The 26,491-nt window shown below is 61.9% G+C and carries 26 protein-coding genes; 10 read left to right on the top strand and 16 right to left on the bottom strand.

Going from position 1 to position 26,491, the window contains the following annotated elements; genetic code table 11:
* Positions 1–97 precede the first annotated feature (97 nt).
* Positions 98–2,404 (top strand): xanthine dehydrogenase family protein molybdopterin-binding subunit, encoded by a 2,307-nt coding sequence (locus NP945_RS04680; RefSeq protein ID WP_256745693.1) that lies wholly within the window; start codon positions 98–100, stop codon positions 2,402–2,404.
* On the top strand, positions 2,401–3,378 hold the full coding sequence (locus tag NP945_RS04675) for a DMT family transporter (RefSeq protein WP_256745692.1): 978 nt from the start codon (positions 2,401–2,403) through the stop codon (positions 3,376–3,378). The genes NP945_RS04680 and NP945_RS04675 overlap by 4 nt, the downstream gene beginning before the upstream one ends.
* Here the strand turns inward: NP945_RS04675 and NP945_RS04670 are convergent, their stop codons facing one another.
* The 3 genes from NP945_RS04670 to NP945_RS04660 form a co-directional block, all read right to left on the bottom strand.
* Positions 3,379–4,191: a helix-turn-helix domain-containing protein gene (locus NP945_RS04670; RefSeq protein WP_127270977.1), complete on the bottom strand. Its 813-nt coding sequence runs from the start codon at positions 4,189–4,191 to the stop codon at positions 3,379–3,381. It lies immediately after the preceding gene.
* Between the two features lie 143 nt (positions 4,192–4,334).
* A complete protein-coding gene (locus tag NP945_RS04665; protein ID WP_256745691.1) occupies positions 4,335–5,204 on the bottom strand; it encodes a uracil-DNA glycosylase family protein in 870 nt (289 codons plus the stop codon).
* 210 nt (positions 5,205–5,414) lie between these two features.
* Entirely contained in the window at positions 5,415–6,059 is a 645-nt protein-coding gene (locus tag NP945_RS04660) for a hypothetical protein (protein WP_256745690.1), read from the bottom strand.
* A 10-nt stretch (positions 6,060–6,069) separates the two neighbouring features.
* On the opposite strand from NP945_RS04660, the gene NP945_RS04655 reads away from it, so the two are divergent.
* The 3 genes from NP945_RS04655 (at position 6,070) to NP945_RS04645 (ending at position 8,686) form a co-directional block, all read left to right on the top strand.
* Positions 6,070–6,216 (top strand): hypothetical protein, encoded by a 147-nt coding sequence (locus tag NP945_RS04655; protein WP_155930595.1) that lies wholly within the window; start codon positions 6,070–6,072, stop codon positions 6,214–6,216.
* A 63-nt stretch (positions 6,217–6,279) separates the two neighbouring features.
* A complete protein-coding gene (locus NP945_RS04650; RefSeq protein WP_256745689.1) occupies positions 6,280–7,959 on the top strand; it encodes an electron transfer flavoprotein-ubiquinone oxidoreductase in 1,680 nt (559 codons plus the stop codon).
* A 127-nt stretch (positions 7,960–8,086) separates the two neighbouring features.
* A complete protein-coding gene (locus tag NP945_RS04645; protein ID WP_256745688.1) occupies positions 8,087–8,686 on the top strand; it encodes a DUF922 domain-containing protein in 600 nt (199 codons plus the stop codon).
* Between the two features lie 4 nt (positions 8,687–8,690).
* Here NP945_RS04645 and NP945_RS04640 read toward each other — a convergent pair whose 3' ends face one another.
* The 5 genes from NP945_RS04640 to NP945_RS04620 all read right to left on the bottom strand — a co-directional run bounded on the left by NP945_RS04640 (position 8,691) and on the right by NP945_RS04620 (position 12,344).
* Positions 8,691–9,737 carry an endonuclease/exonuclease/phosphatase family protein gene (locus NP945_RS04640; RefSeq protein WP_256745687.1) on the bottom strand — a complete coding sequence of 349 codons (1,047 nt, stop codon included), beginning with the start codon at positions 9,735–9,737 and terminating at the stop codon, positions 8,691–8,693.
* Between the two features lie 70 nt (positions 9,738–9,807).
* Complete coding sequence (locus tag NP945_RS04635; protein WP_245486076.1) at positions 9,808–11,271, bottom strand: AMP nucleosidase; 1,464 nt, start codon at positions 11,269–11,271, stop codon at positions 9,808–9,810.
* 116 nt (positions 11,272–11,387) lie between these two features.
* The gene (locus NP945_RS04630) at positions 11,388–11,582 is read right to left on the bottom strand and encodes a hypothetical protein (protein WP_127270986.1); all 195 of its coding nucleotides are present in this window, start codon (positions 11,580–11,582) and stop codon (positions 11,388–11,390) included.
* 38 nt (positions 11,583–11,620) lie between these two features.
* Positions 11,621–11,779 (bottom strand): hypothetical protein, encoded by a 159-nt coding sequence (locus NP945_RS04625; RefSeq protein ID WP_023812838.1) that lies wholly within the window; start codon positions 11,777–11,779, stop codon positions 11,621–11,623.
* Between the two features lie 223 nt (positions 11,780–12,002).
* Entirely contained in the window at positions 12,003–12,344 is a 342-nt protein-coding gene (locus NP945_RS04620) for a DUF2147 domain-containing protein (RefSeq protein WP_127270988.1), read from the bottom strand.
* Positions 12,345–12,792: 448 nt separating this feature from the next.
* On the opposite strand from NP945_RS04620, the gene NP945_RS04615 reads away from it, so the two are divergent.
* The 3 genes from NP945_RS04615 to NP945_RS04605 all read left to right on the top strand — a co-directional run bounded on the left by NP945_RS04615 (position 12,793) and on the right by NP945_RS04605 (position 14,573).
* Entirely contained in the window at positions 12,793–13,059 is a 267-nt protein-coding gene (locus NP945_RS04615; protein WP_013532614.1) for a sel1 repeat family protein, read from the top strand.
* The gene (locus NP945_RS04610) at positions 13,041–13,376 is read left to right on the top strand and encodes a hypothetical protein (RefSeq protein ID WP_256745686.1); all 336 of its coding nucleotides are present in this window, start codon (positions 13,041–13,043) and stop codon (positions 13,374–13,376) included. The genes NP945_RS04615 and NP945_RS04610 overlap by 19 nt, the downstream gene beginning before the upstream one ends.
* Positions 13,377–13,451: 75 nt before the next feature.
* Positions 13,452–14,573 carry an ABC transporter substrate-binding protein gene (locus NP945_RS04605; RefSeq protein WP_127270990.1) on the top strand — a complete coding sequence of 374 codons (1,122 nt, stop codon included), beginning with the start codon at positions 13,452–13,454 and terminating at the stop codon, positions 14,571–14,573.
* Between the two features lie 89 nt (positions 14,574–14,662).
* On the opposite strand, the gene NP945_RS04600 is transcribed toward NP945_RS04605, so the two are convergent.
* The 7 genes from NP945_RS04600 to NP945_RS04570 form a co-directional block, all read right to left on the bottom strand.
* The gene (locus tag NP945_RS04600) at positions 14,663–16,645 is read right to left on the bottom strand and encodes an acetyl/propionyl/methylcrotonyl-CoA carboxylase subunit alpha (RefSeq protein WP_256745685.1); all 1,983 of its coding nucleotides are present in this window, start codon (positions 16,643–16,645) and stop codon (positions 14,663–14,665) included.
* 286 nt (positions 16,646–16,931) lie between these two features.
* A complete protein-coding gene (locus NP945_RS04595) occupies positions 16,932–17,300 on the bottom strand; it encodes a hypothetical protein (protein WP_256745684.1) in 369 nt (122 codons plus the stop codon).
* Between the two features lie 195 nt (positions 17,301–17,495).
* A complete protein-coding gene (locus tag NP945_RS04590; protein WP_256745683.1) occupies positions 17,496–19,103 on the bottom strand; it encodes a carboxyl transferase domain-containing protein in 1,608 nt (535 codons plus the stop codon).
* Positions 19,104–19,112: 9 nt separating this feature from the next.
* Positions 19,113–19,940 carry a DUF1444 family protein gene (locus tag NP945_RS04585; RefSeq protein ID WP_256745682.1) on the bottom strand — a complete coding sequence of 276 codons (828 nt, stop codon included), beginning with the start codon at positions 19,938–19,940 and terminating at the stop codon, positions 19,113–19,115.
* A gap of 160 nt (positions 19,941–20,100) precedes the next feature.
* Positions 20,101–21,264 carry an isovaleryl-CoA dehydrogenase gene (locus tag NP945_RS04580; protein WP_256745681.1) on the bottom strand — a complete coding sequence of 388 codons (1,164 nt, stop codon included), beginning with the start codon at positions 21,262–21,264 and terminating at the stop codon, positions 20,101–20,103.
* Positions 21,265–21,330: 66 nt separating this feature from the next.
* Positions 21,331–21,981, bottom strand: a complete 651-nt coding sequence (locus NP945_RS04575; protein ID WP_256745680.1) for a TetR/AcrR family transcriptional regulator — start codon at positions 21,979–21,981, stop codon at positions 21,331–21,333.
* A gap of 58 nt (positions 21,982–22,039) precedes the next feature.
* Positions 22,040–22,324, bottom strand: coding sequence for an acylphosphatase (locus NP945_RS04570; RefSeq protein WP_256745679.1), 285 nt, complete (start codon positions 22,322–22,324; stop codon positions 22,040–22,042).
* Positions 22,325–22,483: 159 nt separating this feature from the next.
* On the opposite strand from NP945_RS04570, the gene NP945_RS04565 reads away from it, so the two are divergent.
* Positions 22,484–23,476 (top strand): helix-turn-helix domain-containing GNAT family N-acetyltransferase, encoded by a 993-nt coding sequence (locus tag NP945_RS04565; protein ID WP_256745678.1) that lies wholly within the window; start codon positions 22,484–22,486, stop codon positions 23,474–23,476.
* Between the two features lie 34 nt (positions 23,477–23,510).
* Here NP945_RS04565 and NP945_RS04560 read toward each other — a convergent pair whose 3' ends face one another.
* Positions 23,511–24,623, bottom strand: a complete 1,113-nt coding sequence (locus tag NP945_RS04560) for a pyridoxal phosphate-dependent aminotransferase (RefSeq protein WP_256745677.1) — start codon at positions 24,621–24,623, stop codon at positions 23,511–23,513.
* 118 nt (positions 24,624–24,741) lie between these two features.
* On the opposite strand from NP945_RS04560, the gene NP945_RS04555 reads away from it, so the two are divergent.
* The gene (locus tag NP945_RS04555; RefSeq protein WP_256745676.1) at positions 24,742–26,409 is read left to right on the top strand and encodes a tetratricopeptide repeat-containing sulfotransferase family protein; all 1,668 of its coding nucleotides are present in this window, start codon (positions 24,742–24,744) and stop codon (positions 26,407–26,409) included.
* Positions 26,410–26,491 lie beyond the last annotated feature (82 nt).

Here is a 26,491-nt window from a genome sequence, read left to right as displayed (position 1 = left end):
TTGAAGTCCGCGCTCTTTACACGAAACGGCCCCTCGACAAAACTGAGGCAATGCCTATTTCAGGCGTTCCTTCTCCTGTCATCATCACGAGGCACCCATGACCGTCGTCACACCGAAATTCGGCATGGGCGCATCCGTGCTGCGGCGCGAGGATGCCGCCTTCATCCAGGGCCAGGGCCGCTATACCGACGACATCCAGCCGGCTGGCGTCCTGCATGGCTATGTCCTGCGCTCGCCGGTCGCCAAGGCCAGCTTCACCATCGGTTCGACCGAGGCGGCGAAGACGGCACCTGGCGTTCATCTGGTGCTGACCGGCAAGGATCTTGCCCATCTCGGCGATCTGAAATCCGGCGTCATGCAGGAACAGCCGGACGGCACCAAGGCTCCGACGCGCGACATCCCGATCCTGTGCGGCGACCGCGTCAACTATGTCGGCGATGCCGTTGCCTTCGTCGTCGCCGACAGCCGAGCCTTGGCGCAGGATGCCGCCGAACTGATCGATGTCGACTATGACGGCGAAGATGCGGCCTCCGGGACGGCAACGGCATTGGCCGAAGGCACGCCGCTGGTCTGGCCGGAGCTTGGTTCCAACCGCGCCTTCAGCTACCACATGGGCGACAAGAAAAAGACCGAAGCGGCTTTCGCCAAGGCCGCCCATGTCACCCGCATCGAGTTCGTCAACAACCGGCTGGTGTGCAACTACATGGAGCCGCGCTCCGCGATCGGCGAATGGAACGTCGAGGAGAAGCGCTTCGTGCTGACCACCGGGTCGCAAGGCGTGCACTCCATGCAGTATATCCTGGCCAGCGTGTTCAAGATCAAGAAGGACCAGCTGCGCGTCATCACGCCTGATGTCGGCGGTGGTTTCGGGCCGAAGAGCTTCGTCTACCGCGAATATCCGCTGGTGCTGGAAGCGGCAAAGCGGCTTGGCCGCCCGGTGAAATGGGCCGGTGACCGCACGGAGCACTTCCTGACCGACGCGCAAGGCCGCGACAATTTCGTCACGGCCGAGATGGCGCTGGACAAGGACGGCCGCTTTCTCGGCATGAAGGTGGACCTGCTCGCCAACATCGGCGCCTATATCTCGCAATACGGCCCGTTCATCCCCTATATCGGCGTCACCATGTCGACCGGTGTCTACGATATCCAGGCGCTCGATGTCTCGGTGACCGGCCTTTACACCAACACCTGCCCGGTCGATGCCTATCGCGGTGCCGGCCGGCCGGAAGCGGCGTTCCTGTTGGAAAAGCTGGTCGATGCCTGCGCCCACGATCTCCGCCTGCCTGTCGAGGAGATCCGCCGCCGCAACTTCATCCGGCCGGAGCAATTTCCCTACCGGACGCAAACCGGCCGCCTCTACGACACCGGTGAATTCGAAGGCCATATGGAGCGCGCTATTGAGCAATCCGAATGGAAAGCGTTTCCCGAGCGGCTGGCGCAATCGAAGGCCGGCGGAAAAATCCGCGGCCTCGGCATGGCGACCTATATCGAGGCCTGTGCCTTTCCGGGCTCCGAACCGGCCTTCGTCGAACTCAACGGCGATGGCACGGTGACGCTGAAGATCGGCACCCAGACCAACGGACAGGGGCACGCCACCGCCTATGCCCAGTTCCTGTCGGAAAAGCTCAATCTCGACATCGACAAGATCCATGTCCGCCAGGGCGATACCGATGAATTGAAAGCCGGCGGCGGCACCGGCGGCTCGCGCTCCATACCGCTGGGGGGTGTATCGGCTTCCCGCGCGGGCGAGGATCTGGCCAACAAGATCAAGCGCATCGCCGCCGACGAGCTTGAAGCCTCGGCCGGCGACATTGAGCTGTCTGATGGTGTTGCCCGCATCGTCGGCACCGATCGCTCGATCGATTTTTCCGCCATCGCCAAGGCCGCCAAGACGCCGGATGATCTCAAGGGCTTTGGCGAGTTCGTGCAGGACGAATGCACCTATCCCAACGGCACTCATATCTGCGAGGTCGAGATCGATCCCGACACCGGCGCGACCGAGATCGTCCGCTACACCATCGTCGACGATTTCGGCGTCACCGTGAACCCGATCCTGCTCGCCGGCCAGGTGCATGGCGGCGTCGTGCAAGGCATCGGCCAGGCACTGACCGAGGACACCATCTATGGCGAGGACGGACAGCTTTTGACGGCGAGCTTCATGGATTACGCCATGCCGCGCGCCGACAATTTCCCGTTCTTCCATTTCGAGACCCGCAACGTGCCTTCGACCACCAATGCACTCGGCATCAAGGGCGCGGGCGAGGCCGGCACCATCGGCTCGACCCCGGCGGCACTCAATGCGGTGACTGACGCGCTCTGGCGCGCCTATGGCGTCAAGCACATCGATATGCCGGCAACGCCGGCGCGTATCTGGGCGACCATCCGAGAAGCGTCGGGAGCGTGACAGCAGGCCCCGGCAGCCCCCCGGCCACAGCCAGCGGTGATGCCGGCGGGCACAACACGCTAACCGGCATCATGTTCAAGATCGTGTCGGTGGCGGTCTTCGTCGGCATGCAGACCTGCATCAAAGCCGCAGGCACGGTTCCGGCCGGCCAGATTGTCTTCTTCCGCTCTTTCTTCGCTATCTTCCCGATCATCGCCTTCCTGGCCTTCAGGAAGGAACTCGGCACTGCCTTCACCACCAACCGTCCGTTCAACCACATCGCCCGCGGCCTGGTCGGCGTCTGCGCCATGGGGCTCGGCTTTTTTGCGTTGACCCGGCTGCCGCTGCCGGAAGCGATCACGCTGAATTACGCGCAGCCGCTGCTGGTGGTGGTGTTCAGCTCCATCTTCCTCGGCGAGGCCATCCGTGTCTATCGCTGGAGTGCGGTCGCGGTCGGCCTGGTCGGCGTGCTGATCATCTCCTGGCCGGAACTGACGCTGCTGAGTTCCGACGAGGCGCTCGACGATCAGGAAGTGCTTGGCGTCATCGCCGCTCTTGTCGCCGCGGCGATCTCGGCCGTCGCCATGCTCCTGGTGCGCAATCTCGTGCAAAGCGAGCGCACAGCGACCATCGTGCTGTGGTTTTCGGTGACGGCGAGCGTCATGTCGCTGCTGTCGCTGCCATTCGGCTGGCAGGCGCTGACGCCGCTCCAGGCGGCTCTTCTTGTTGCCGCCGGCTTCTGCGGCGGCCTCGGCCAGATCCTGATGACGGCAGCCTATCGCCATGCCGAAGCCTCGGTTGTGGCGCCGTTCGAATATACGTCGATGATCCTCGGCGTCGTCGTCGGCTATCTCGTCTTCGGCGACGTCGCCACGCTCCATATGCTTGTCGGCGGCCTGATCGTCGTCGCCGCCGGCATTTTCATCATCTGGCGCGAACGCCAGCTTGGCCTGGAGCGCACCCGCACGCGCAAGGCATCTTTGCCTGAAGGGTGATTACGACAGCTCGGCCCGCTCCTTCGCCAACCGCACCAACACCGTTCTCGTCTGCTCATCGGCTGGAAAAAACGATTCGATCGCCAGTTCCGACAGGGTCACGTCGAGCGGCGTGCCGAAGACGGTGATGGTGCTGATGAACGACAGCACCTGGTCGCCGTGCGCAAGCCTGAGCGGGTGCACGATGGGGTTCGGCTCTACCGACACCGGCCGGCTGCCTTTCAAGCCGGACGGATAAGTCCTCAACTCACGCTCGAGTTCGATCAGCACCGCGTCGCCGCTCGCGTCATTCTGGTGTTTCAGGCGCTCGAGCAGATGCGTCCGCCATTCCTGGAGATTGACGATGCGTGGCGCGATGCCGCCGGGATGCAAGCTGAGGCGAAGCACGTTGACCGGCGGCGTCAGCAGCGAAGCCTCGCTGACATCGGCAAGGAAGGGGGCAATGGCGGCATTGGCCGAAACCAGGTTCCAGTGGCGGTCGACGGCGAGTGCCGGGAAAGGCTCGTGGCCTTTGAGGACGATCTCGACCGCCGCCATCGCCGGCGCCATCGTGGTGTCGGTCAATGAGCGCTCGCCGAAGCTCGGCGCAAAGCCGGCGGCGAGCAGCAACTGGTTGCGCTGCCTCAGCGGTATCGACAATTGCTCGGCCAGATGCAGCACCATGTCGCGTGAGGGCGCGGCGCGGCCGCTTTCGACGAAGCTCAGATGCCGCTGCGAGATTTCGGCCTCCATGGCGAGGTCGAGTTGAGACATGCGGCGGCGGGTGCGCCACTCGCGAATGAGGCTGCCGGCGGAGGTTTGGGCTGTTGTCATGAGGGCATGGTTAGACTGGGAGAGGGGGGCATTTCAATTACGTCTGAGGTCATAGTTCTTGCCGGCGTTCGCCTATCCACATTGGAGATTGGCGAAAGCGGAGATGACAGCCAATCTCCCCCTTCGTGGAGGAGACTGGCCAATCACCCAAGTGCGCGCAGCTTCGCCTTGACTTCGAGAAAATCCCGCCACGCCAGCTTCTTGTGCGACGGGGTTCGCAGGAGATAGGCCGGATGCAGCGTCGGCATGGCCGGGATGGCGATGCCGGACGCCGTCGTGTGGGCGCGCCAGTTGCCGCGCAGCCGCAATATGCCTTCCGAGGTGTTGAGCAAGGTCTTGGCTGACGGGCCGCCAAGGTTGATCAGCACCTTCGGATTGACCAGTTCGATCTGCCGCTCGATGAACGGCCGGCAGATCTCGGTTTCGTGCGGCGTCGGCGTGCGATTGCCCGGCGGCCGCCAGGGAATGACATTGGCGATATAGACTGAAGTACGGTCGAGCCCGATCGCCGCCAGCATGCGGTCGAGCAGCCGGCCCGATCGGCCGACGAAGGGCAGGCCCTCGATGTCCTCGTCGCGGCCGGGTGCCTCGCCGACCAGCATCACGGCGGCGTCCGGGTTGCCGTCGGCGAACACCAGGCTCTTGGCGGTGGCCTTGAGATTGCAGCCCTCGAATGCCGCCATGTGCTGGCGAAGCTCGTCCAGCGTCGTTGCTGTCGTCGCCAATTGGCGAGCCAGTGCCGCCTGCGCTTCGTCGGGAACGGTGGCCGACGTTGGGCGCGCAACCGGCGGCGCACTTGATCTGTCACCTGGTTCGGGGCGAGACATATTCGTCGAACGCTGCGGTGCGGCGATATCACCCGAAGACGCCGCCGCGCGCTCCATGGGCTTTGGCGCAACCTCGGCGAATCGGTTCACGGGCTGGTCTTCAAGCGCCTCGTCGACGCCCACGCTGGCATAAAAGGCCAGCAAGTCGGCGATGTCAGGTCTGTTGTTTGGGGAAGCGGCAGTCATGCCGGCACATTCATCCGCGCGAGCACGATTTGCAAGTTTGTGATTGGCGAAAGCGGTGATGACAGCCAATCTCCCTCCTTGAGGGGGAGATGGCCGGCAGGCCAGAGGGGGTCGTCGCGCGTAGAGCGTCAACCTCCTCTGTCGGCGAAGGGGAGTCGCGTCCGGTCGTGCCGCCCCTCGAGGGGGGAGAGCGCGCCCCGCATCCGCGCCTCATCCCGTCGGTATGCGTGGATCCTGCACGAGGTAAAACGTCCAGCGCGGCGTGTAATCAGTCATCAGGAATTCGAACCTGGCGGTTTTCAGCGGGTCGACCTTGCCATTCCTGAACAGCAGCCGGTCATAGGGTTCGAAATCGCGATCGAAATCGGCGAAATTGCTCGACAAGATATTGTCTGGCGTCTTGTTGCGCTGGTCGAAGGAAAGCCCGTCGCCGAACACGCTCGGTCGATTCAGGATCTCCTGCAATTCGAACTGGAATTCGACCCAGGCCTGGCCGCTGTTGTTGAGCACCTCGATGCGCATATACATCATGCCGTTGGCGAATTCGCCGGCCTTGCCGAATGCCTGGATCGGTTTTGTCGTGCGGATCGTCAGCGTCACCGGCGTTGACGAATTCAGCTCTTCGGTGATGACGAAAGGATCGTCCTTCGTTCCGATGCCCGAGGCGCCGGTGATGTGGAAGCCGCCAAGCTCGTCGGAGAAGGAGTAGGCGCCTGCCGCCCAGACCTTCACTTCGTCGGCGGCAGCGTGATGCGGCGCCAGCATCAGAAGGGCCAAAAGGAGCGCCCGGCGGATCCGGCCGGGCGGGAAAAGAAAGCGCGTGGATGAAAAGCCGGCTGGCCCAGGAATGCGCATGGCGTGAAGTATGGCCGATAAGCAAGCCGTCGAACAATTAAAAACGCGCGCCTCGCAGGCAATGCCGGGCGAAAAGCAGTCTTCCAGCCTCGCAATGCGCGACTTTTTGGCCAAAACGGCATTGTCACGTATGCGCCGGTTTCCTGTCGTCAATTGATGCGCTATGCAGCGCGGGAGCCAGCAAGATACCCGAATGGGATAAGCCAGTGCGGAGGGGTTGATGAGCGACATCGAACGCGAAAGCATGGAATTCGACGTGGTTATCGTCGGTGCCGGACCGGCGGGCCTCGCCGCCGCCATCCGCCTCAAGCAGGTCAATCCCGAGCTTTCGGTCGTCGTCCTGGAGAAGGGCGGTGAGGTCGGCGCCCATATCCTCTCCGGCGCCGTTGTCGATCCGATCGGCATCGACCGGCTCTTGCCGGGCTGGCGCGACGAGGACGGCCATCCCTTCAAGACGCGGGTCACATCGGACCATTTCCTGGTCCTTGGTCCTGCCGGCTCGTTTCGCCTGCCCAACATGCTGATGCCGCCGCTGATGAACAATCATGGCAACTACATCGTCTCGCTCGGCAATGTCTGCCGCTGGCTGGCGACCAAGGCCGAAGCGCTCGGTGTCGAGATCTATCCGGGCTTTGCCGCCGCCGGCCTGCTCTACAATGAGCAAGGCGCCGTCACCGGTGTCGTCACCGGCGACATGGGCGTCGAGAAGGACGGAACGCACGGTCCGGGTTTCGCACCCGGCATGGCGCTGATGGGCAAATATGTGCTGATCGGGGAGGGCGCTCGCGGCTCGCTCGCCAAGCAGTTGATCGCCAGATACAAGCTTTCCGATGGCCGCGAACCGGGCAAATACGGCATCGGCCTGAAGGAACTCTGGCAGGTCAAGCCGGAGAACCACCGTCCGGGCCTGGTCCAGCATTCCTTCGGCTGGCCGCTTGACTTGAAGACCGGCGGCGGCTCGTTCCTCTACCATCTCGAGGACAATCAGGTGGCGGTCGGCTTCGTCCTCCACCTCAATTACAAGAACCCCTGGCTGTCGCCCTTCGAGGAATTCCAGCGCTTCAAGACCCATCCGGCGATCAGCGGGACTTTCGACGGCGCCAAGCGCCTCGGCTATGGCGCGCGCGCCATCACCGAGGGCGGCTGGCAGTCAGTGCCGAAACTCTCCTTCCCCGGTGGTGCGCTGATGGGATGTGCGGCGGGCTTCGTCAACGTGCCGCGCATCAAGGGCTCGCACAATGCCGTGCTGTCCGGCATGCTGGCGGCCGAGCATGTCGCAGAGGCGATCGGTGCCGGGCGCGCCAACGACGAACTCGCTTCCTACGAGGAAGCCTGGCGCGCGACCGACATCGGCAAGGATTTGAAGAAGGTGCGCAACGTCAAGCCGCTGTGGTCGCGCTTCGGCACGATCGTCGGTGTCGGCCTCGGCGGCCTCGACATGTGGCTGAACACGCTGTTCGGTGTCTCGCCCTTCGGCACGCTGAAGCATGGCAAGGCCGACTATGCGACGCTCGAGCCTGCCGCCCGGCACAAGAAGATCGCCTATCCGAAGCCCGATGGCGTGCTGACCTTCGACAGGCTGTCCTCGGTGTTCCTGTCCAACACCAATCACGAGGAAAACGAGCCGGTCCACCTGCTTGTCGGCGACATGGAACTGCAGAAGCGGTCCGAGCACGATGTCTTTGCGGGCCCCTCGACGCGTTACTGTCCGGCCGGGGTTTACGAGTGGGTCGACAAGGACGGCAATGCCGCCGCCGATCCCACGGCCAAGGATGTGCGCTTCGTCATCAACGCGCAGAACTGCGTCCACTGCAAGACATGCGACATCAAGGACTCGAACCAGAACATCAACTGGGTGCCGCCGCAAGGCGGAGAAGGCCCGGTCTACCAGGGCATGTAGGCTCGCGCCGGCCACAGCGTGCAAAGCCCCGACGACGGCTCGGGTCTCCCGTGGCATGTGAAACATTAGGACTGTTGAAACTGCCGCGCGCTTATGGTTCCATTCCTTGACGATAAGGAGATGGCCAATGCGCCTGGCGGTTCTGGCATGCCTTGTGGCGATCGCTGCGCTGTTCGGTTTGGCTTCGGCGGCCTCGGCCGGCACCAGGGTGGTGGTCAAGACGCGGACCTACGACATCACCGGGACCACGGGGCTGGCGCTGATGCAGGCTATGGACCGCAAGGGGCCGAAGCACGGCTTCATGACGCACGCCATCGCGTTGACCGGCTACGCAGTGGATTGGGACCTTGACACCAGCCAGGACAATGGCGTTTGCCGCTTGCGGCGCGCCAACGGCACGCTCAATCTCTTCTATACGTTTCCGCGTGTCGCCTCGGCCACCACGCCGACGCTCCGGAAGCGATGGACGCGGTTCTTCGCCGGCGTCCGCGCCCATGAGGAAACCCATGGCCGCATCGCCAGGGAGATGATGCGGGCCACGGAAAGATCGATCTCCGGCCTCAGGATTGCCGACGACCGGTTCTGCTACAAGACACGTCGCGAGGCACAGCGACGTATCAAGGCCACCAATGCCGTATATGAGGCCAAGCAGCTCGCTTTCGATGCGCGCGAGCATCGCGATGGCGGCCATGTCCAGCATCTCGTCATCGCTTTGGTCAGGCCCTGATCCTTCAGCCTGGCGTCTTGCCGGTCTGGCTTATGGCCGCGGTCGCGGTTTCATGTTCATCGAGCGGCTTTTGCTGGTTCAGCCTGAGCGAGAACTCCACCATGACCGGAAGGTGATCCGAGCCGGTGTCCTCCAGCCGTGTCGCGGAATGGATGGTCACGCCGCCCTTGCTGAAAACCTGGTCGATCGGCAGGCCGGCGAAGCGCCGCAGGAAGTCCGGCAGCTTGATGTGGATCCAGGTCGGGCCGGCGGACGGCATCACGGTCAGCCCGCCAAGCGCCGCGACCCGCCGCACGGCGGCACTCCATGGCGCGGCATTGCAGTCGCCCGCCATGATGGCCGTCTCGCCGAGCGCGGAAAGCGGCTCCGTCAACTCGCCGATCTGCCAGTACTGCTCGCGTGGCCACGGCCAACTGAGGTGGATCGCCGCGACATCGACGTCGATGCCGCCGAAGTCGACGGTCGCTGTCGCCATGGCGCCGCGCCTTTCGCAACGCGCCTCGGTGCCCGCGGCAAAGGGCCTCCGCGAGAGCAGCGCGACGCCGAATATCCCGTTGGGATAGGGACAGAGGATCCGGTATGGATAGGCGCTGCTGATATAGCCAAGCTCGGTCGCCCACATCGCCGATACCTCGTCGAGGGTGATCACGTCGGGATTGGTCCGGCCGATCAGCGACAGCACCTTCTTCGGCGTCGGATTGTCGTAGCGCAGGTTCATCTGCAGCAGCTTGTAGATCGCGCGGTCGTCGTTCTTGGCTTCATAGGCGGCCTGAACCGGCCACAGGCGGGAGAAGGACAGCGACCCGGAAGTGGTGGCGAAGGCCGCCACGGCAAAAAGCAGTGCCACGGCCGCCTGCAGGCGAAATGTCGTGGCCAGCAGCGGCAGCGCACAAAGAGCCATCAGCACGGCAAGGTGGACGCGGAAATGCGAGAAGGAATCGAAGGCGGGATGCAGCGTTCCGAAAAACCCGGCCACCAGAGCGATCGAACAGGCCAGCATTGCCAGGAATGCAACCGAAATCAGCAATGTCCCGAGGCTCGCTCTCTCCATGCCGCCTGCTTATCGGCAGAAATGCGGCCCAATCAAGATGAGAAATGCCGCCGCGATGCGTGGCATCGGCCTACTGGAACGCCGTTTCCGAAAAACTTCTGAGCTTGCGCGAATGCAACCGCTCCATCGGCATTTCCGCGAGCTTCTCCATCGCCCTGATGCCGATGGTCAGGTGCTGCGCCACCTGGCGCTTGTAGAATTCGGTCGCCATGCCGGGCAGCTTCAACTCGCCATGCAGCGGTTTGTCCGAAACGCACAGCAGCGTGCCGTAGGGAACACGGAAGCGGAAGCCATTGGCGGCGATGGTCGCCGATTCCATGTCGAGTGCGATGGCGCGAGATTGCGACAGACGCTGGACCGGGCCACGCTGGTCGCGCAGTTCCCAGTTGCGATTGTCGATGGTGGCGACGGTGCCGGTGCGCATGATGCGCTTCAGGTCATAGCCGGTAAGGCCGGTGACTTCGGCGACGGCTTCCTGCAACGCCACCTGGATCTCGGCAAGCGGCGGGATCGGCACCCAGACCGGAAGATCGTCGTCCAGCACATGGTCCTCGCGCACATAGGCATGCGCCAGCACATAGTCGCCAAGCGCCTGGGTGTTGCGCAGGCCGGCGCAGTGGCCGAGCATCACCCAGGCATGCGGCCTCAGCACCGCAATATGGTCGGTGATGGTCTTGGCGTTGGAAGGCCCGACGCCGATATTCACCATGGTGATGCCGCCATGTCCCGATTTCTTCAGGTGATAGGCCGGCATCTGCGGCAGGCGCGGCGGTGCAACGCCTTCGCTGGGCGCGCTTTGCCCGCTCTTGGTGATGACATTGCCCGGCTCGACGAACTCCGTGTATCCGCCGCCGCCATTGGCCATCAGGTCGCGGGCACGGGCGACGAACTCGTCGATGTAGAACTGATAATTGGTGAACAGCACGAAGTTCTGGAACTGCTGCGGCGTGGTTGCCGTATAGTGCGACAGCCGGTGCAGCGAATAATCGATGCGCTGCGCCGTGAAGGGCGCCAGAGGCCTCGGCTCGCCAAAGGCGACTTCGAAGGTGCCGTTGGCGATCTGGTCGTCGGTGCCATCGAGATCCGGCACGTCGAACAGGTCGCGGATCGGCCGCTTGATGCGCTCTGCCGTCGCGCCGTCGACATGGGTGCCTTCAAGGAAGGCGAAATGCAGCGGGATGGGTGTGGTCGATTCCGACACCGTGACCGCAACCCCATGATTGCGCATGATCAGGCGCAACTGCTCGACGAGGTAGCTTTCGAACAGGCCCGGCTGGGTGATGGTGGTGGAAAAATGCCCGGGCGTCGGCATATGGCCATAGGCCTGGCGCGAGTCGATCTGGGTGAACGAGTTGGTGGTGACACCGATCTCCGGATAAAAGGCCCGGTAGCGCTTGCCATTGTCGCCGCCTGCTGCCGCCAGCTCTGCAAAGGAGTCGCGCAGGAATTTGGTGTTGCGGTCGTAAAGCGCCTGCAGTGCCTTGACTGCTTTTTCGGCGCTATCAAAGCTTTGCCGGCCAAAAGGCTCCGGCATGACGACAGATTCGATGGCTTGTGGGTAGATTCGCTTTTCCATGGCTCAATATAGAGACTTGGATCGGCACTTGGGAGGGGTGTCGCGACCGAAGGCGGCCAAAGCGCCGTTTTTCTTCAACCGCGCTGCAGGCTGACCAGGAGCACAAAGCCGACGCCGGACTTCTTCAGGGCTGGTGCGTCGATCGTCGAGCCGGCGTCAGTGCGCATCATCGGCACGGCCAGAACCGGAGCGGCCAGCACCGTCAGGATAAGCGCCGCCCGCGGCAGAAGCCGAAGGGTCTTGAGAGTGTTGGCGGCGATGCGGTTCATGGCGTTCAGCTTTTCTTTCGAGGTCTTGGTTTCTTTGGTCAGTTGCGAAGATGGGTGGGGCAGGCGAGGCGGCAGGTTCTGGAACTGGCTTCGTCCCAGGCGCGGGCCGGACGGCCCGCTTCGGCGACGAGGATGGCGAAGAACATTCCAAACAGGCTCACCAGCAGGCAGACGATGGTGAAGCGGCGAGCAAGCATTGGGTCGGTCTCCTTCAACACGCCGGAGAATGCCCTGATGCAACTGAACCGGCTCTGATGCCGGCGTTCATCTGCCGTTCAAGATGATTGACGGGTTTCGACGGCGCCGGCGTCGGTTTGGATAGCCGCCGGTGGGTATCGAGCATCATCGGCGCAGGATGTGTCGACAAACGAAAACGGGGCCCGTCGAGGCCCCGTCATCATGTCGCAAGGATGCGCTCGATCAGAGCTTGTGCCAGGTCTGGCTCTTGCAGATCAGTCCGCCGAGCACGCAGCCGCTCATCTTGAGAGAGCTGCCCGACAATGTCGCCTTGCCCGAATAGGTCTTGTCGTTTGCCGGATCGGTGATGTTGCCGGCATATTTGTTGTCGCCTGTCGCCTTGAGCGAGCCGATGGTCTTGCCGGCATATTTCCCGGACTTGAGCGTGATGGAAAACGAGCCGCCGCCGGCGATGGCCGCGGTTTCGCCGGCCTGCGTCTTCCAATTGCCTTCGATCGGATCGGCCCATGCCGCACTCGCCACGATCAATGTGGCCGCAAGGGCCAGGCTCAGTTTTCGAAACATGTCTTCCTCCCTGTGGATGTCCGGCCGGATGCTCCGCCTCGCCGGTCTGCCGCTTACGCAAACGTAAGCTAATCCAGCTCCCGGCAAAACAAAAGCGGTGCCGTAGCGGAAGACTTTGGGATTTTGCAGCCGCCTGAAAGCGCCTCCTCGACGATGAAATGAAACGATCGGCGCATCGCCTTTGTTCGCCGTGGTTAGCGAAGTCTTGCCCCCGCGCGAGAAAACTTTCGTCAAATTTGAGGCAAGCAGGCTGAATTGCTGGGTTTGTATCCTTAACGAATTTCGGCGTTTACCTCTTGTTTTAGCTTTGTTTTCCTCAAATTAAGCACGCCATTTAACGACGGATTCAAGCCTGCACGGCATTCTCGAAAGCATCGGAAGAGCAGCCGGCAAGACGAAAGAAGGCAGCTCTCGGGAGCCTGACAGGGCCGGAAAACAGGGGATTGAAATGGCACGTTTTGAAATGCTTGAAGCAGGTTTCGGCGCCATGGGAGCAACTGCCCAGGCCGACATCCTTTTCGAACTGGGCATGATGTATGCGACCGGCCGCGATTGCGAGACCGACGTCGTTGCCGCCCACAAATGGTTCAACATCGCCGCTATCAAGGGCTCGGCCCGCGCCGCCGAGCTGCGCTCGGAACTGTCGGCCGCCATGTCGAAGGTCGAGATCGCCACGGCGCTGCGCGAAGCCCGCGAATGGATGACCATGCACTGAAATCTGCCAATCGCAAACAGATCCATCGAAGACAGGGAAGCTCCGGGATCAAAGCCGCACAGACGGCCAGACCCGGCGAAATTGAAGGCCGCGCAAGACGGTCACGAAGGCAAGGGAAAGAACGCGGCAGGCTGCAAGGCCCAGTCGTGCGCGACACAGGGAAGCTGAGCGGATTTTTAGGCGCGGGGGCGCCTGGAGATTGCTCGACGGGCAAAAAAGCCGCGACCAGCCGGAACAAGGCTGGCGTGGCTTTTTGCGTGGATGACGTCTTGCAGGCCCAATCGAGCGGCGCCAATGCGCCTAGACAGGCCGAATGAAGGATGAAATTGTCCGGCCTCTCTGGAAGAAGCGCGGCCGGGGCGGCCGCGCGTGAGTGGAGGAGTTCTACCATCATGAAAAAATTGAGTATTTTGAACGCGGCCATATTCGGCCTGATGTTGAGCACGCCGGTCGCATTCGCAGACGACATCACCTTTGCGGTGGTCGGCCCGATGACCGGACAGCTCGCCACCATCGGCGATCAGTTCAAGCAGGGCGCACAAGCTGCCGCCGATGCGATCAACGCCGCGGGCGGTGTCGACGGTCGTCAGATCAAGCTGAGCATCGAAGACGACCAATGCGATCCCAAGCAGGCCGTGTCGGTTGCCAACCGCGTCGTCGCCGATGGCGTCAAGTTCATCGACGGCCATGCCTGCTCGGGTTCCAGCATTCCGGCATCAGCTGTCTATGCCGAAGCCGGCGCCTTGATGATGAGCCCGGCCTCGTCAAACCCGGTGCTGACCGATGCGGCAGCCAAGGCCGGCTGGCCGACGATCATGCGCCTTTATACGCGAGACGATGCGCAGGGCGCCTTCATCGGCCCATGGATCGCCAAGAAGTTTGCCGGCAAGAATGTCGTCGTCCTGCATGACAAGAGCGCCTACGGACAGGGCGTGGCTGACGCCGTCAGGGCAACGATGAATGCCGGCGGCCTCAAGGAGGTCTATTATGACGGCATCAACGCTGGCGAGAAGGACTATTCGGCTCTCGTCACCAAGCTCAAGGATCTGAAGGCCGACGTTGTTTATTTCGGCGGCTATCATCCTGAAGCCGGCCTGATCCTGCGTCAGTCGGCGGAACAGAACCTGAAGTTCCAGCTGATCATGCCGGACTCCATCGCCTCGCCCGAATTCTGGCAGGTTGCCGGCCCGGCCGGCGAGGGCACCATGTTCGTCTTCCCGTCGGATCCACAGGCAAAGCCGGAAGCCAAGGCAGCCGTCGAGAAGATCAAGGCCGGCGGCTTCGTGCCGGAGGGCTTCACGCTGTTCTCTTACGCCACCATCCAGGCTTTCGCCGAAGGCATCAAGCGTGCCGGCAGCGACGACCCGGCCAAGGTTGCCGAAGCGTTGAAGAACGGTACGCCGATCAGCACCGTTGTCGGTGATGTCACCTTCGACGAGAAGGGCGACCTCAAGAATGCCAGCTACGACATCAACCAGTGGCATGACGGCAAATACGCGCCGATCGCGCAGTAATCGCCACCCTGGCGACTGGATGGCATAGAGAAATGGCCGGGTTCATCCCGGCCATTTTTTTGCTTCCCCTGTCGTGGCCTTCCGAACCGTCAGCTCACTGCTGTGGTCGCGGCGTTGTGCTCCTCGACGAACCGCACCAGCACCGTTCCGTCGGTGACCTGTGCGCCCTCTGTGGCGATCTCGGCGATCACGCCGTCATGCGGCGCGGCGATGGTGTGCTCCATCTTCATCGCCTCGAGGATCAGCAGCGGCTGGCCCTTGATCACCGTATCGCCTTTTCCCACGCGCACCAGCTTGACCAATCCCGGCATCGGCGCACGCAGGCTGCCGGTGCTTGCCGCCGCCTCATCGGCCCGTGCCAACGGGTCCGGCACGGCGAAGGTGTAGCCAACGGCGCCTTCGAACACGGTGATATGGCCTGGCCAGCGGGCGAGGCGTGGCGTGGCGCGAAAATCATGCGAATTGGTGTCGCCATAGGGCTTGTCCAGCGCGACCTGGAATCGTCCGTCCGCCCGCACCGAAACCTTCGCCGCGATATCGTCTTCGCCGAACCTCAGCCATGTGCGTCGCGCCACGCTGTGGAAATGGGCATAGCCGACAAGCGACGACCACGGATCGTCGGATGACGGGGTTGCGCCGGCACCGGAGGCCGCAAGAGCGGCGGCAGCAATGGTTTCGTCGCTCGGCGGCGGGACGGTCGCCAAGGTTTCTTGGTGTCTGCCAATCAGGCTGGTGTCGACATCGCCTGCAGCAAAATCCGGATCGGCGGCCAGAGCGGCAAGAAAGGCGGTGTTGACGGTCGAGCCGGCGATCTCGGTCCGGGATAGCGCCGCGCCAAGCGCTTCCAGAGCCCCCTGACGGTCCGTGGCGTGGACGACCAGCTTGGCAATCATCGGGTCGTAATAGGGCGAGATGGCGTCACCCGCCCGCACGCCTGTCTCTATGCGCATCGTGGCGCCTTCGGAGGCCGCGTCTGGAAATTTCAGATGGTGCAGCGTGCCCGTTGCCGGCAGAAAACCTTTCGTCGCGTCCTCGGCATAAATGCGCGCCTCGAAGGCATGGCCGACGAGCGCGATCTCGCTTTGCGTCTTCGGCAGCTTTTCGCCGCTGGCGACCCGCAACTGCCACTCGACCAGATCGGTGCCGGTCACCATTTCGGTGACCGGATGTTCGACCTGCAGGCGGGTGTTCATCTCCATGAACCAGAAGCGGTCGGCTTTCAGGCCCTGCGAGGCATCGACGATGAACTCGATGGTGCCGGCGCCTGAATAATTGATCGCCTTGGCGGCCTTCACCGCCGCATCCGTCATCGCCTTGCGCAAAGCCTCGGTCATGCCGGGCGCGGGCGATTCCTCGATCACTTTCTGGTGGCGGCGCTGCGCCGAGCAGTCGCGTTCATAAAGGTGCACTGCATTGCCGAAATTGTCGCCGAACACCTGCACCTCGATATGGCGCGGCTTGTCGACATATTTTTCGACCAGCACGCGGTCGTCGCCGAAAGCGGCTTTCGCCTCGCGCCGCGCGCTGGACAGCGCCTCGGAAAACTCATCGGGATGCTCGACCCGGCGCATACCCTTGCCGCCGCCGCCGGCGCGCGCCTTGATCAGCACCGGGTAGCCGATCTCGCGTGCCTTGGAGGCAAGCAGCACGATTTCCTGTGCCTCGCCATGGTAGCCCGGCACGACCGGCACGCCGGCCTTTTCCATGAGCCGCTTGGCGGCGTCCTTCAGCCCCATGGCCCGGATCGAGGCCGCCGACGGGCCGATGAAAATCAGCCCCGCCGCCGCCACCTGGTCGACGAAATCGGGATTTTCCGACAGGAAGCCGTAGCCGGGATGAATGGCTTGTGCGCCCGTTGCCAGGGCCGCGGCGATGACCTTGTCACCGCGCAGATAGCTTTCTCCGACGGGCGAGGGGCCGATATGCATCGCCTCGTCGGCCATCTCGACATGCAGGGATCTCGCATCGGCATCCGAATAGACGGCGACAGTGCGCACACCCATCTTGCGCGCCGTCCGGATGACACGGCAAGCGATCTCACCGCGATTGGCGATCAGGATCTTGGCGAACATGGAGCCTCCGCATGTAAGGTTCGAAGTCCATGGGAAGCAGGGCGCTTGAACACCCCCCTCTGTCCTGCCGGACATCTCCCCCGCAAGGGGGGAGATTGGCAGCTTTGCCCTCGCTGCGAACTTTCAGTGTTGGAATTTGGCGAAAGCGATAGCGACCATCGATCTCCCCCCACGTGGGGGAGATGTCCGGCAGGGCAGAGGGGGGTACTGTCCCGTGAGCCATTCCAGCCCTCGGCGTAGAGCACTCCCTTACCAAGGGAGTGCTCTACCTTGCGGTCGGTAGTATCTATTTCGATGACGAAATTGCGCAGCCGCCACTCGCGGTCTTGAGCTTCCACCGTGTCAAGCCGGCTTGGCAATTGCGCAGCGCCGTCTCTTCCGCCGCCTTCTGGGACGGCGCGTTGAGCTTCGTCCCGCAGACAATGTAGAGGTCGACGACACGCGAATAAAAGGTTGTAGCGTAGGCCGAATGACCGCTCGCCGCGACATAACCCTTGTAGGCAACGTTGCATTCGCCCGAACCCAAGGTCGGCGGAAAACGCACGTCTCCCTTGCGTCCTGCGAGCGATTCCGCCGAGCCGGCGTCGGTCGCTGTTAATATTAGAAATGCAGAAAGTATCGAAGCAGCCGTTCCCTGGCAATATTTCAGTTTCATTTCCAGCCTGTCCCCATTGCCCCATGCTGGATAAGCAGTAGCGAATATTTTGCCTCACCGCCAGTTCACTGTTTGAGAATCGAAGCCGCCTATGCTGATGAATCGATTGGTCCATACAGTTCAGCCTTTTCGCACGGCAGCAACGGCCTGCCGCTATAGTTCCGCCGTTTGTCCGTCGAAGTTGACCGTCCATTCTCACATCCGAAACACGCCGAAGCGCGTCTCCTCGATTTCGGCGTTGAGCGCAGCGGACAGGCTGAGTGCCAGCACGTCGCGGGTCTTCGCAGGGTCGATGATGCCGTCGTCCCAGAGGCGTGCGGACGAATAGAGCGGATGGCCCTCATGCTCGTATTTCATCAGGATCGGCTTCTTGAATTTCGCCTCCTCCTCGGCGCTCCATTCCCCGCCCTTGCGCTCGATGCCTTCGCGCTTGACCATGGCAAGCACCGTTGCCGCCTGCTCGCCGCCCATCACCGAGATGCGGGCGTTCGGCCATATCCACAGGAAGCGCGGCGAATAGGCGCGGCCGCACATGCCGTAATTGCCGGCGCCGAACGAACCGCCGATGATGATCGTCACCTTTGGCACGCGGGCGGTAGCGACCGCCATCACCAGCTTGGCGCCGTCCTTGGCGATGCCGCCCGCCTCGTATTTTCTGCCGACCATGAAGCCGGTAATGTTCTGCAGGAACACAAGCGGGATCTTACGCTGGCAGCATAGCTCGATGAAGTGCGCGCCCTTCACAGCGCTTTCGGAAAACAGCACGCCGTTGTTGGCGATGATGCCGACCGGCATGCCATGCAGATGGGCAAAGCCGGTGATCAGCGTGGTGCCGTAGTTCTGCTTGAACTCGTCGAATTCGGAACCGTCGACGATGCGCGCGATCACCTCGCGGACGTCATAGGGCTGGCGCAGGTCGGTAGGCACGATGCCGTACAGTTCATCCGCGGGATGAAGCGGCGGAATCGATTTCTGTAAGTTCAGACTTACAGTCTTGTTCCGATTCAGGTTTTTGACGATGCGTCGGCAAATGGCGAGCGCATGGTCGTCGTCGAGTGCATAGTGGTCGGCAACACCGGAAAGCCGCGTGTGCACATCGGCGCCGCCGAGATCCTCGGCGCTGACGTCTTCACCAGTGGCCGCCTTCACCAGCGGCGGACCGCCGAGGAAGATGGTCGCCTGGTTGCGCACCATGATCGTCTCGTCGGACATCGCCGGCACATACGCTCCGCCCGCCGTGCAGGAACCCATGACGCAGGCGATCTGCGGAATGCCTGATGCCGACATATTGGCCTGGTTGTAGAAAATGCGGCCGAAATGCTCCCGGTCGGGAAACACCTCGTCCTGGTTGGGCAGGTTGGCACCGCCGCTGTCGACGAGGTAGATGCAAGGCAGATTGTTCTGCTGCGCGATCTCCTGCGCCCGCAAATGCTTCTTCACTGTCAGCGGATAATACGTGCCGCCCTTCACCGTGGCATCGTTGACGACGACCATGACCTCGGTGCCTTCGACGCGGCCGATGCCGGCGATCATGCCGGCCGAAGAGATCTCCTCGCCATACATCGACCATGCCGCGAACTGGCCGATCTCGAGGAAGGGCGAGCCGGTGTCGAGCAATTGCGCCAGGCGCTCCCGCGGCAACAGCTTGCCGCGCGAAACATGCCGCTCGCGCGCTTCATCCGAGCCGCCGCGCTCGACGGCCGCCGCCTTCTCCGCAATGTCGGCGACCAGCGCCCGCATGCGCTCGGCATTGGCACGGAAGGCTTCGGAGGAGGGGGATATCTGGGTTTGCAATGGAGCCATGTCCAACCCCTACATCTGCGCCAGGAGTTTGCCGTTGCGGCGTTCGAAAATCTTGTCGGACAGCAGATTGAAACCGTCCTTGAACGTAACGTCTATCATCTGCCTGGCCGCGCTTTGGGCTTGCGGATTGCCTGCATCGAAGACGAACAACTGGTCTCGGCGTGGCAGGGCGAACAAAACATCGCCAGGAAACTGTGGTTTGATTGACAACCAGAAATCGTCAACAAGTATAAGGCTTGTGGACAACATAGTATTGCCGTCGACATAATACAGGCACGCTAACGCGGCTTCTCCGTCGGAAACAATTCTAGGAAGCCATTTCTTTACGTTGTCCAGCGCAACGACCCGCAAATCCGAAAGCGCCCGACCTGGGAAGTCTTTTGGTGCCACGGGTGACACCGAATCCGGAAGGTCGACCATATAGACAACCGAGATCTCACCAACCAGCGGTTCATACAACAAATCCAAACCCATCGATTTGAGGTGCTCGACATATTGCTGGGTCCGGATCACCGCGATGAGATTTTCTTCGCTCGCCTTGGTCGGTCGCGTTTCGGTGAGGCTTCGGACAAGTCTGTCTATAGCCGCATCAGCGTCCTCGTCGGGGTATGAGTTTAAGTAGCCGAACACGTTTGTGACGTCGGGCGTCACTTCCACGCCGCCGATTTTTGCACTGATCTTTGCGGGATCCGATGGGTCTACGATAGCGCTATCGACACCCGGCTGCCGTTTGAGTGCGGCGATTACGAGCCCTCTGAATTCCGCAATGTCAGAGAAGCGCCGCTTCTGCGCCTTGGCTTGTCCGAGAAAGCCCGCAATTGAGGAAAACAAAGCCATCGCAAATATTCCCCGCCTTGTGATTGGATGCGCCAATGAGAGGATCATCTATGGCCCTGCTTATCTCTCAATACTCGCAAAACTACAGCCTCCCACGAGATGGGTGTTTGACGTGTCAAGCAATCCGCAGTCCGGCACACTTGCATTCCCTTGCTAGGCATCACATCCCCTCGGCCATGATCTCGCGGCCGATCAGCCAGCGGCGGATTTCGCTTGTGCCGGCGCCGATCTCGTAGAGCTTGGCGTCGCGCAACAGGCGGCCGGTCGGATAGTCGTTGATATAGCCGTTGCCGCCAAGCAGCTGGATGGCGTCCAGCGCCATCAGCGTCGCCTTCTCGGCGGCAAACAGCACGCAGCCGGCGGCGTCCTTGCGTGTCGTCTGGCCGCGGTCGCAGGCGGCGGCAACGGCATAGACATAGGCGCGCGCGGCATTCATCACCGTGTACATGTCGGCCAGCTTGCCTTGCACCAGCTGGAACTCGCCGATCGCCTGGCCGAACTGCTTGCGCTCATGCGCATAGGGGATCGTCACGTCGAGGCAGGCCGCCATCAGGCCGATCGGGCCGCCCGCAAGCACGGTGCGTTCATAGTCAAGGCCCGACATCAGCACCTCGACGCCGCGCCCCTCCTCATGCAACACGTTTTCGAACGGCACTTCGACATCCGAAAAAACCAGTTCGCCGGTGTTGGAGCCGCGCATGCCGAGCTTGTCGAGCTTTTGCGCCACGGAAAACCCGGCCATCGCTTTCTCGACGATGAAGGCGGTGATGCCGCGCGATTTCAGGTCCGGGTCGGTCTTGGCGTAGACGACCAGGGTCTCGGCGTCAGGCCCGTTGGTGATCCACATCTTGGTGCCGTTGAGCACGTAGCGGTCGTTGCGCTTTTCGGCACGCAGCTTGAGCGAGACGACGTCCGAGCCGGCGCCGGGTTCCGACATCGCCAGCGCGCCGACCCGCTCGCCCGAGCACAGTGGCGGCAGGAATTTTCCCTTCTGCGCTGGCGTTCCCCAGCGGTTGATCTGGTTGACGCAGAGATTGGAATGAGCACCATAGGAGAGGCCGACCGAGGCCGAAGCGCGCGAGATTTCCTCGACGGCGATCACATGCGCGAGATAGCCCATGCCGCTGCCGCCGAAATCGGGATCGGCCGTGATGCCGAGCAGGCCGAGCGCACCGAGTTCACCCCACAGATGCGCCGGAAATTCGTTCGAGCGATCGATGTCGGCGGCGATCGGAGCGATCCGGTCCTGGGCGAAGCGCCGCACCAAGTCGCGCAGCGCCTCGATCTCCTCGTCATGCCCGAAGCTGAGCGTGTTCGTGTACATTTTTCTCCTCCCTGCGCATGACCCCGAAAATCGGCTTTGATTTTCGGAAAGGGATCATGCGCGAAATCAAAATGCTGCAGCGTCCTTTGCGCGCCCGAAGGGGCGCGCGGCGCTGTAGGCGTCGATCTTCGCGCCGACGAGCCGCATTGTCATTGAAAGATATGTCGCGGTCACTTCGGCGATCGACAGGCGTTCGCCCGGCCGAAACCAGACGATGACGCCAGTCATCATCTGGATCAGGGCCATGGCGGTCAGCCCGGTGTCGTCGATGCTGAAGGTGCCCGTCTCGGCGCCATCGCGTAAAATAGTGCGCAGTTCCTTTTCGTAGGCAGTGCGCATGCGCAGGATCTGCGTCAGCCGTTCGGGCGACAGGCTGCGCAATTCCATGTTCGACACATGCGTGGCGTGCCGTCGCTCGATATGAAAGGCGATGTGATTGCGCACATAGGCCGAGAGCAGTTGCGCCGAATCTGCGTTCGCCGGGCGGGCTGCCTCCCATGCTGTGGCCAGACCCTCCATGTGCTCGCGCATCAGCGTGAACAGAAGCTCTTCCTTGGTTGGAAAATAGCGGTAGAGCGCGGCCGCCTGGACGCCGACCTCGGCGGCAAGCTGGCGCATCGACATTGCTTCGTAGCCAAACCGCGCGATGAGGTTGACCGCCGCCCCACGGATGGTCGCTTCGGTCTTTTCGCCATCGGATCCGGTCGTGCGCGCCATGTCAGCTCCTCTGTGGAGCGATAATAAAACGAACGTTCGATTAATTCAAGCGGCGCGCTCAGGCAATGATCCTGAACCCGACAAGAACGTGTTGTGTTGCTAAGTCCTCGACGTCGACCCTGGAAACCGAAGCCCCGACCGGCCCTTTCCAGAGGCGCTCGATCATTGTCGAGACCGCCTCATCGAGCCCAGCGATCTGGGCCGTTACAGACCCATCCGCCTCATTGCGGACCCAGCCCGCAAGGCCAAGGCTCGTGGCCTGATCCCGAGCCCAGGCCCTGAAGCCGACGCCTTGCACATTGCCGTAGACCCGCGTCAGCACTACCCTGCGACGATCAGCCATGAATCTCTCCAAGCCTGTCCCGTTTTGAATCTGGCGCGTGGCGTGAGGAATGCAACCGGGAACTGTGCGCGGGCGCAATGGCTGTCCTCTCGGGCTCGAAATTTAATTGACTCCGTCCACTAATTTTGGAAAATACGGCTGCCTCAGGAGTGGCCGCGGATGTTGGACGAACGCAACGCATTGGTGGCCGATGTCAGGCGCTTCAATCGCTTCTACACGCGCACCGTCGGCCTTCTCGACGAGACGCTGACACAAAGTGCATTCACTTTGACCGAGGCGCGCGTGCTGTTCGAACTAGGTCACCGCAGCAACCCGGCTTCCGCCGAAATCGCGGGCGAGCGAGGTTTCCTGGCTGGGGCTTTTCGGCTGGAGAATGGCCCGGCCGCCTCCGAAATATCAAGACAGTTGCGTGTCGATGCCGCCTATCTGACGCGAATCCTGCGCAAGTTCGCGGGCCAGGGGCTAACCGAGGCCAGAACGGACCCGGCTGACCGGCGCCGAAGGGTCCTCTCGCTGACCTCACGAGGCGAGGCAGCGCTTGCCAGACTGCAAGCGGCGGCCGATCGGGACACGGCGCGGCTGATCGAAAGCGTCCCCGACGACAGGTTGCATGAACTGCGCAGCGCCTTGCGCAAGGCGGGGGAATTGCTGGGCGATCCCACCCGTGACAGCAGCGAGGTGACGTTGCGGCCGCATCGCGTCGGCGATGTCGGCTGGGTCGTGCAGCGCCAGGCCCAACTCTATGCCGAGGAATATGGCTGGACGATCGAGTTCGAGGCCATGCTCGCCGAGATCGGCGCCGATTTCATTCGCAATTTCGTGCCCGGCCGCGATTTCTGCTGGATCGCAGAGCGCGGTGGTGAGCCGGTCGGCGCGGTGTTCCTGGTTCATCAGGACGACGAAATGGCCAAGCTGAGAATGCTGCATGTCGAGGCGTCGGCGCGCGGCCTCGGCATCGGCAAACGACTGGTCGCGGAATGCGTGAACCAGGCCCGGGCTTGCGGCTACACCAAGCTGGTGCTGTGGACCAACGACATCCTCGTCGCGGCGCGCGCAATTTACGAACGCGCCGGCTTCAGGCTGGTCTCGCAGGAGCACCACCACAGCTTCGGCAAGGATCTGACCGGCCAGACCTGGGAAATGGATTTTTAGGCTGCTTTGCAGCTGGTTTGCCTGCAGACGGAACCTAATTTCCCCGCGCTGTTGCCAGCGCGCCAGGCAACTCCTCGGCAAGAATGTCGAGCTCGTGATCGAGGCCGACGCTGATGCGGATGCAGCGGTCGAGCCGTGGCACCATCGGCTTGCGGATGAAGACGTCGCGTGACAGCAGACCTTGCAGAACTTTCAGCGCGAAAGCGCCATCGCCGCCGCAATCGATGGTGACGAAGTTGGTCGCCGACGCCAGCGGCTTCAGGCCATTTGCCTCGGCAATGCCGGCGATGCGTCGGCGACCGGCCGAGACCCGCGCCACCACGCTTTGCAGATAGTCCTGATCGGCGAGCGCCTCGACGCCGGCGATCTGCGCCATGCGGCTGACACCATAATGGTTGCGGATCTTCTCGAAGTCGCGGATCACCTGGGCCTCGGCGATCGCATAGCCGCAGCGTATGCCCGCCAGCCCGTAAGCCTTCGAGAAGGTGCGCATGCGGATGACGTTTGGCCTGGAGATATCGATCGGCGGCATCGCCGAGGCCGGCCCGAGTTCGCCATAGGCCTCGTCGAGCACCAGCATGGTGGTTTGCGGCAGCGCCTCGATGAAGCGGATGATCTCGCTCGCCTCCCACCAGCTACCCATTGGATTGTCGGGGTTGGAGAGATAGACCAGCGGGGCCTTGTCCCTACGCACCGCCGCCAGCAGGCCATCCAGGCTTTCCCGGTCGTTCTCGTAAGGGACTGTCACCAGCCGCCCGCCGACACCGGCAATGTGGAAGTTGAATGTCGGGTAAGCGCCGAGCGAGGTAACCACCGCGTCACCAGGCGCGACATACATGCGTGCCACCAGGCTGAGCAGGCCATCTATGCCTTCGCCGACAACGACGTTCTCGGCCTTTACGCCGTGATGCGCGGCGACCGCCACCTTCAGATCGTGATTGTCGGGATCGCAATACATCCACATGTCGCCGGCGATCTCGGCCATCCGAGCGGTGACGCGCGGCGAGGGACCAAAGCTGCTCTCATTGGCGCCGATGCGGGCGCGAAAAGCGCGGCCACGCTCGCGCTCCTGCGCTTCGGGGCCGACAAACGGCACCGTCGAGGGAAGCGCTGCGATGAGCGGCATGAGGGGAGGGCGCTGGTGCATGGTGGAAGCTCGCTTGAAAGGGCCTTCTTGCTAGCGTGGCCGACTTGGCCGTGCAAGCACCCGGCGGTCCGCAATCGTAACGCTGGATTCCTGCGTATCTTTTTGCTAGCGAGACGCAATGAACAATCGTCTGCCGCCTGCCTGGTCCAAGCACCTGAAGGTCCAAACCGGACCGAAACCCAAATTCCCGCAACCGAATCTTCCGAAAGCGAATTCGCTTTCGCGTGCGCAGGCCGACGAGGCGTTGCTGCAGCAGGCATATCAGTTTCAACAAGCCAAACGGCTCGGCGAAGCTCAGGACTTATGCCTGCAAGTTCTGGCGCGCACGCCCAACCATCCACTCGCCCTATATATTTTGGGAACTGTTTGCCTGGGCTACGACGATGAGGCGGCCTTGCGATATTTCGCACGCGCGGTCGGCGAGGAGCCAAAAAACCCCTACTACCACCTTGGGCTGGCTTCGGCCTATGTGAAGGTCAGTGAATATTCGCCAGCAATCAGACATATGCAATACGCCTTGGAGTTGCAGCCAGATCTTATCGAAGCACTTTGTGCATTGGGGGACGCTTATATCGACTTTGACAAACCTGAGATGGCTTTGCCGCTTTATGAGAAGGCACTAAAAATAAACCGGGATCATCCAAAGGTGCGGATCGGACTGGCTCGCGCGCTCACCAGCGTGGGACGGATGGTTGAAGCTGCCGCCTATCTTCAGGAGGCAATCGAACGTCGTATCAAGGTGCCGGCGGCGTACAATGACCTCGTGCAGACACAAAAATTCACCGAAGAGCCTAAGGAGCTCAAAGCCATTCTTGGCGAACTTGGAAATCCGAAGCTTGAACCGGATGGTGCCGAGAACCTTCATCTGGCGGCCGGCAAGGTGCTGAATGATCTCAAACGCTATAAGGATGCATTCGACCATTTCAACAAGTCGAAACAGGCATCAGGCCGCAACTTCGATATCGACCAATACCGTCGCTGGATAGACTCACTGATTGCGACCTTCACGCCTGAGATGCTGGCTGCCAAGGCCGATTACGGAAATCCTTCGGAAATTCCCGTGTTCGTGGTCGGCATGCCTCGCTCAGGCACAACTCTTACGGAACAGATCTGCGCCAGTCATCCTGATGTACATGGCGCGGGCGAACTAATGAAGCTTAGGCGGGTGGCGAATGCGATTGAACTCAGAAGGTCGTCCGCCGGAGATTTGAACTCGGCGATCGCGTCGATCACAAAAGGCTTGTCCCGAACATTGGCCGAGGAGCATTTGTCCTATCTGAAGGAGCGGGCGCCCGCGGCACTTAGGATCGTGGATAAGATGCCGCATAATTTTGAACTGATCGGTTTGATTGGCCTTCTCTTCCCCAACGCAAAGATCATCCATTGCCGCCGTGACGCCATCGACAATTGCGTCTCTTGCTATGTCTTGAAATTCGGCGAGGGGCACAGTTACAACACCGATCTGAAGACACTCGGTCTTTACTATCGCGAATATGACCGTCTGATGCAGCATTGGAACGAGGTTTTCCCGGGCCTGATCTTCGAAAACCAGTACGAAACGCTGGTCGAAGATCAGGAGGCGCAGTCACGCCGCCTCATAGATTACCTTGGGCTGCCTTGGGATGACGCCTGCCTGCGTTTTTTCGACAGGGATGGTTCGGTCAACACGCCCAGCCGCTGGCAGGTTCGCCAACCCATCTACAAATCGTCTGTCAAGCGCTGGAAGAATTATGAAGGCGAGATCCAGCCTCTAATCGATGCTTTGGGCGACTTGGCGGAAACGTAATTCAAACGGGGCTGGCGTGCCTCTCATGCACGTCACCCCGATTTTAGTTGGCACTGCTGAGCTGAAGAAGCGTACGGATGCG

It is taken from the genome of Mesorhizobium sp. LMG17149, assembly GCF_024518695.1.
Classification (GTDB): domain Bacteria; phylum Pseudomonadota; class Alphaproteobacteria; order Rhizobiales; family Rhizobiaceae; genus Mesorhizobium.
This window is presented reverse-complemented; position numbering and strand designations above follow the sequence as displayed.

What these genes read in the sequence shown, in the direction of transcription:
- NP945_RS04680 (WP_256745693.1), top strand. Translation starts at nt 98, where the DNA reads ATGACCGTCGTCACACCGAAATTCGGCATGGGCGCATCCGTGCTGCGG.
- NP945_RS04670 (WP_127270977.1), bottom strand. Translation starts at nt 4,191, where the DNA reads ATGACAACAGCCCAAACCTCCGCCGGCAGCCTCATTCGCGAGTGGCGC.
- NP945_RS04665 (WP_256745691.1), bottom strand. Translation starts at nt 5,204, where the DNA reads ATGACTGCCGCTTCCCCAAACAACAGACCTGACATCGCCGACTTGCTG.
- NP945_RS04660 (WP_256745690.1), bottom strand. Translation starts at nt 6,059, where the DNA reads ATGCGCATTCCTGGGCCAGCCGGCTTTTCATCCACGCGCTTTCTTTTC.
- NP945_RS04655 (WP_155930595.1), top strand. Translation starts at nt 6,070, where the DNA reads ATGGCCGATAAGCAAGCCGTCGAACAATTAAAAACGCGCGCCTCGCAG.
- NP945_RS04650 (WP_256745689.1), top strand. Translation starts at nt 6,280, where the DNA reads ATGAGCGACATCGAACGCGAAAGCATGGAATTCGACGTGGTTATCGTC.
- NP945_RS04645 (WP_256745688.1), top strand. Translation starts at nt 8,087, where the DNA reads ATGCGCCTGGCGGTTCTGGCATGCCTTGTGGCGATCGCTGCGCTGTTC.
- NP945_RS04640 (WP_256745687.1), bottom strand. Translation starts at nt 9,737, where the DNA reads ATGGAGAGAGCGAGCCTCGGGACATTGCTGATTTCGGTTGCATTCCTG.
- NP945_RS04635 (WP_245486076.1), bottom strand. Translation starts at nt 11,271, where the DNA reads ATGCCGGAGCCTTTTGGCCGGCAAAGCTTTGATAGCGCCGAAAAAGCA.
- NP945_RS04630 (WP_127270986.1), bottom strand. Translation starts at nt 11,582, where the DNA reads ATGAACCGCATCGCCGCCAACACTCTCAAGACCCTTCGGCTTCTGCCG.
- NP945_RS04625 (WP_023812838.1), bottom strand. Translation starts at nt 11,779, where the DNA reads ATGCTTGCTCGCCGCTTCACCATCGTCTGCCTGCTGGTGAGCCTGTTT.
- NP945_RS04620 (WP_127270988.1), bottom strand. Translation starts at nt 12,344, where the DNA reads ATGTTTCGAAAACTGAGCCTGGCCCTTGCGGCCACATTGATCGTGGCG.
- NP945_RS04615 (WP_013532614.1), top strand. Translation starts at nt 12,793, where the DNA reads ATGGCACGTTTTGAAATGCTTGAAGCAGGTTTCGGCGCCATGGGAGCA.
- NP945_RS04610 (WP_256745686.1), top strand. Translation starts at nt 13,041, where the DNA reads ATGGATGACCATGCACTGAAATCTGCCAATCGCAAACAGATCCATCGA.
- NP945_RS04605 (WP_127270990.1), top strand. Translation starts at nt 13,452, where the DNA reads ATGAAAAAATTGAGTATTTTGAACGCGGCCATATTCGGCCTGATGTTG.
- NP945_RS04600 (WP_256745685.1), bottom strand. Translation starts at nt 16,645, where the DNA reads ATGTTCGCCAAGATCCTGATCGCCAATCGCGGTGAGATCGCTTGCCGT.
- NP945_RS04595 (WP_256745684.1), bottom strand. Translation starts at nt 17,300, where the DNA reads ATGAAACTGAAATATTGCCAGGGAACGGCTGCTTCGATACTTTCTGCA.
- NP945_RS04590 (WP_256745683.1), bottom strand. Translation starts at nt 19,103, where the DNA reads ATGGCTCCATTGCAAACCCAGATATCCCCCTCCTCCGAAGCCTTCCGT.
- NP945_RS04585 (WP_256745682.1), bottom strand. Translation starts at nt 19,940, where the DNA reads ATGGCTTTGTTTTCCTCAATTGCGGGCTTTCTCGGACAAGCCAAGGCG.
- NP945_RS04580 (WP_256745681.1), bottom strand. Translation starts at nt 21,264, where the DNA reads ATGTACACGAACACGCTCAGCTTCGGGCATGACGAGGAGATCGAGGCG.
- NP945_RS04575 (WP_256745680.1), bottom strand. Translation starts at nt 21,981, where the DNA reads ATGGCGCGCACGACCGGATCCGATGGCGAAAAGACCGAAGCGACCATC.
- NP945_RS04570 (WP_256745679.1), bottom strand. Translation starts at nt 22,324, where the DNA reads ATGGCTGATCGTCGCAGGGTAGTGCTGACGCGGGTCTACGGCAATGTG.
- NP945_RS04565 (WP_256745678.1), top strand. Translation starts at nt 22,484, where the DNA reads ATGTTGGACGAACGCAACGCATTGGTGGCCGATGTCAGGCGCTTCAAT.
- NP945_RS04560 (WP_256745677.1), bottom strand. Translation starts at nt 24,623, where the DNA reads ATGCACCAGCGCCCTCCCCTCATGCCGCTCATCGCAGCGCTTCCCTCG.
- NP945_RS04555 (WP_256745676.1), top strand. Translation starts at nt 24,742, where the DNA reads ATGAACAATCGTCTGCCGCCTGCCTGGTCCAAGCACCTGAAGGTCCAA.